This is a genomic window from Streptomyces sp. FH025 (genome assembly GCF_017427025.1).
Classification (GTDB): Bacteria; Actinomycetota; Actinomycetes; order Streptomycetales; family Streptomycetaceae; genus Kitasatospora.
On the sequence record NZ_JAFLNG010000660.1, the window covers coordinates 1 to 4,312 of the forward strand.

4 protein-coding genes are annotated in these 4,312 nt (G+C 74.0%); 2 read left to right on the forward strand and 2 right to left on the reverse strand.

Features of this window, described 5'->3' with window-relative positions; translation table 11 throughout:
• Positions 1 to 37: 37 nt before the first annotated feature.
• The gene (metF, locus tag J0670_RS31540) at positions 38 to 952 is read left to right on the forward strand and encodes a methylenetetrahydrofolate reductase [NAD(P)H] (RefSeq protein ID WP_207815329.1); all 915 of its coding nucleotides are present in this window, start codon (positions 38 to 40) and stop codon (positions 950 to 952) included.
• Positions 953 to 1,129: 177 nt separating this feature from the next.
• Complete coding sequence (locus tag J0670_RS31545; protein WP_207815330.1) at positions 1,130 to 1,960, forward strand: hypothetical protein; 831 nt, start codon at positions 1,130 to 1,132, stop codon at positions 1,958 to 1,960.
• A gap of 16 nt (positions 1,961 to 1,976) precedes the next feature.
• Here the strand turns inward: J0670_RS31545 and J0670_RS31550 are convergent, their stop codons facing one another.
• Complete coding sequence (locus J0670_RS31550; RefSeq protein WP_207815331.1) at positions 1,977 to 3,470, reverse strand: NAD(P)/FAD-dependent oxidoreductase; 1,494 nt, start codon at positions 3,468 to 3,470, stop codon at positions 1,977 to 1,979.
• Between the two features lie 11 nt (positions 3,471 to 3,481).
• Entirely contained in the window at positions 3,482 to 4,090 is a 609-nt protein-coding gene (locus J0670_RS31555) for a DUF4126 domain-containing protein (RefSeq protein WP_207815332.1), read from the reverse strand.
• Positions 4,091 to 4,312 lie beyond the last annotated feature (222 nt).

A 4,312-nucleotide genomic window follows, 5' to 3' on the forward strand; every position in this document is an offset into this window, starting at 1 on the left:
TTGTCCGGCCGCTTCGAACCCCGGATAACCTGCCAGCATGGCACTCGGCATCGCTTCCACGAGATCGGATCGCGCACTGACGGTCCGCGAACTCCTGGCGGCCGGAAAGCGCTCCTTCTCCTTCGAGTTCATGCCCCCGCGCACCGAGGTCGGAGAGCAGAGGCTCTGGGACGCCATCCGGCGCCTCGAACCGCTGGACCCGAACTTCGTCTGCATGACGTACGGCGCCGGCGGCTCCTCGCGCGAGCGCACCGTCAACATGGTCGGCCGGATCGCCACTGAGACCACACTCACCCCCGTCGCCCACCTCACCGCGGTGGACCACTCGGTCGCCGAACTGCGCAACATCATCGGCCAGTACGCCGACCAGGGGGTCCGCAACGTCCTCGCCGTCCGGGGCGACCCGCCCGGCGACCCGATGGGCGAGTGGGTCAAGCACCCGGAGGGCGTCACGTACGCGTACGAGCTGGTGGAGCTGATCAAGGGCATCGGCGACTTCTGCGTCGGCGTCGCGGCCTCGCCGAACATGCACCCGCGCTCGACGGACTGGGACGAGGACATCCGGCACTTCGTCGCGAAGATCCGCTCCGGCGCGGACTACGCGATCACCCAGATGTTCTTCGAGGTGGACGACTACCTGCGGCTGCGCGACCGGGTCACGGCCGCCGGCTGCGAGGCGCCGATCATCCCGGAGATCATGCCGGTGACCAACGCCAAGCAGCTGGAGCGCTTCCCGCAGCTCAGCGGCTCGGCCTTCCCGGCCGACCTGGAGGCGCGGCTGCGGGCCGTCATCGACGACCCGGCGGCGCTGCGGGCGGTGGGCATCGAGCACGCCACCGCGATGGCCGAGCGGCTGCTCGCCGAGGGTGCGCCCGGTCTGCACTTCATCACGCTCAACCACTCCACGGCGACGCTGGAGATCTACCAGAACCTGGGCCTGCACCAGCGCTGACCCCGCCTCCTTCAAAGGGTGTTCACGAGCCCGTCACCGTTCGGACGGCGACGGGCTGGTCGTGTGCGGCCGGTGCCGCCGGGCGTGGGAACGCGATGCGGTACCCCGGCCGTTGAACCGGTACAGTCGCCGCACACGCGCGGCGCGCGCGGGCACGCGACTGGAGGTAGCGCGCGGATGGGCATCGGATACCTGCTGCTGTACGCCGCGTTGGCGGTGGTGGCGCTCTGGCTGGTCGCCGAGGTGCTGCTGCAGAACCGGGCGCCGCTGCACTGGCGGGCGCTCGCTCTGGCCGGCTTCCTCGGCGTGGCCGCCGGGATGGTCCTCGGGTCGGTCGTGGTGATCGGCGCCGGAGCGGGCCTGTTCGCGGTCGGCCAGGCCTTCGTCACCCTCTCCGTCAAGCGCGGCCACCAGGCCGGCTGGTCCCTGCGGAAGGCCGACGGCAGCCTCCCCGGCCCGCTCGCCAAGGTCCCGCTGCTCGGCGCCCTCACCGGCGGCGCGGCGGCGGTCGCGGCCGCCGCGGTGGCGGAGCCGAGGGTCGGCGAGGTCAGCGCCGTCGAGGAGGCCCCGGCGGCGCAGGCGGTCGCCGAGGACGTCCCCGAGGTCGAGCAGACCGCCGCCTTCGAGATGCAGGAGCTCGCCCAGGACGGCGTCTACGCCCCCTCCTACTACGAGCAGCAGCAGGCCCAGCAGCAGCCGCAGGACCCGTACGCCGCGGCCTACCAGTCCGGCTACGACGAGCAGCAGTGGCAGACCCAGCAGCAGCCCGCCTACGCCTACGACCAGCAGTCCTACGCCGGCTACCCCCAGCAGCAGGACCCCTACAGCGGCTACCAGCAGCAGTCCCAGGACCCGTACGCGGGCTACCAGCAGCCTGCCTGGGACCAGAACGCCCAGCAGCACCAGCAGCAGTGGCAGCCCGACCAGCAGACCCAGAGCATCCCGCAGCAGCCGACGTACGACCAGAACTACGGCTACCAGCAGCAGAACACCTGGCACCAGGGCTGAGCCCGGCGGCCCGGCGCTACGCCGGGCCGATCAGGTTGGCGGCGATGCAGGCCGACATGCCGACGCGGGCGAGTCCGCCCCCGGGGTGGGCGGCGCCGCCGATCAGGTAGAGACCGGGGACGGGGGACTCGTTGGAGGCCTTCAGCCAGCGGCCCGAGGCCCCGGCCAGGACCGGGCGGGCGACGGCGCCGCCGAGGGCGCCGGTCTCCCGGCGGGTGTCCTCCGGGGTGCGCACGACCCGCCACAGCACCCGCTCGCGCAGGCCCAGGCCGGCCGTGTCCACGTGGGCGAGCAGCCGGTCGGCGTAGCGGTCGGCGACGCCCGGGGCGGTCCAGTCGAACTCGCCCTGGGCCGGGACGGTCGCGGTCAGCACCACGCTCTCGTGCCCGTCGTCGGGGCGCAGCGCCGGGTCGTCCGGGCGCAGCACCTGGATGGTGGGGCGCTCGGAGGGCGGCACCCCGAGGGCCGACGCGCTCGCCGTGGGGGCCAGGTCGGTCGTGTGCACCACCGTCCGGTGCGCGGTGCCCTCCGGCCGGGGCCCGCGCAGGGCGAGCAGCACGCTGAACCGGCCGGGCACCCCCTGGGGCTCCCAGTGCTCGGCCGGCAACCCGGGCCACTCGGCGAGGCCGTGGCGGTGGAGGGCGTTGGCGTCCATCGCGGAGACCACCAGGTCCGCGTCGATCCGGCCGTCCGCCGTCTCGACCCCGCTCGCCCGGCCGTCCTCGACGACCACCCGGGTGACCGGGGTGTCGAAGCGGAACTCCACCTTGCGCAGCTCGCAGCGCCGGAACACCGCGTCCGCGAGGGCCCGCAGGCCGCCCCGGACGTACCAGACGCCGAAGGACTGCTCCATGTACGGCAGCACGGTGGCCCCGGCGGGCGCCTCGGCCGGGGTGAAGCCGTACCGCACGGCCGGCTCGAACAGCAGGGCGGTCAGGCCGGGGTGGCCGCCGAGCTCGCGCGCGGCCACGTGCTCCAGGGACCACGGCCGCGGGCGGCGCAGCCGGGCCAGGCCGGTGCGCGGCGGGACGGGGTACGGGTCGGCGTGCAGCGGCGAAGGGTCGGCCGGGAGCGGCTCCTCCAGCAGCGGGCGGCGGGTGGCCTCCCAGACCGTGCGGCCGTGGTTCATCACCTCGCTCCAGCGGGCGCCCGAACCCGCGCCGAAGGCGGCGTCCAGGGCCTGGCTGACGCCGCCGCGCGAGGCGTTGGGCAGGGTGACGGCGGTGCCGTCGGGGAACAGGTGTCGGCTCTCCGGGTCCACCGGCGCCAGCTCGACCAGCTGCTCCAGCGGCTCCTTGCCGGTCTTCAGCGCGAGGTCGCGGTAGACGGCGGGCAGCGTGAGCAGGCCGGGCCCGGTGTCGAAGGCGAAGCCGTCGCGCTCGTAGCGGCCGACCATCCCGCCGTACGTGCCGCTCGCCTCGCAGACCGTCACCCGGTGGCCGAGGGTCGCCAGTCGGGAGGCCGCCGCGAGCCCGCTCATTCCTGCGCCGATGATGACGATCTTTGCCATGGCACCCGATCCTATGGCCGCCCGGCGAGAGCACCCTCCTTGGCGGCCCGGCGCTCGCGGCGGCGGGCGCGGAAGGCGCGGATCCGGCTGATCGCCAGCCACACCAGCAGCAGGCCGGCGGCCAGCAGTACGGCGGCGATCGAGGCGGCCAGCCAGGGGTGGAAGATCGCCAGGGTGACCAGGCCGGCCACCGAGAGGTCCTCCAGCAGGCTGACCACGATGTTGCTGGCCGGCTCGGGCGAGGTGTTGACGGCCATCCGCAGCGAGGCCTTCACCAGGTGGGTGACCAGCGCCGTGGTGCCGCCCATCGCGCCCGCCGCGACCTCGTTGAGCGAGCCCGGGTCGGTGCTCGCGAGCAGCGCGCCCACGACGGCTCCCGCGATCGGCCGGATCACCGTGTGCACGGCGTCCCAGACGGTGTCCACGTACGGGATCTTGTCGGCCACCGCCTCCAGCAGGAACAGCACGGCCGCCGCGATCAGCACGTCGGTGCGCTCCAGCGCGTGCGGCACCGAGTCCGCTCCGGCGAAGCGGCCCAGCAGGCCGAGCAGCAGCACCACCGCGTACGCGTTGATGCCGCTGGCCAGTCCGCTGGTGAAGATCAGCGGCAGGACCGTCATCGCGCTTCCTCTCCTCGCACTACCGGGCCCGCGCGCTCGCCCGGGTCCACGAACCGTACCGGGACCCTGGGACGTCCCGGGCCGATGCGGCGGTTCCGCCCCGGGGCGTCTGAGTACGGATACTCAGATCCGCGGTTGAGTACCTCAGCGGATGGCCCCCCGACCCGCCGGGACGGGAAAGTGGTGGCACCCGGGAGGGCGGCGCGTCGGGCGCCGGGCCCG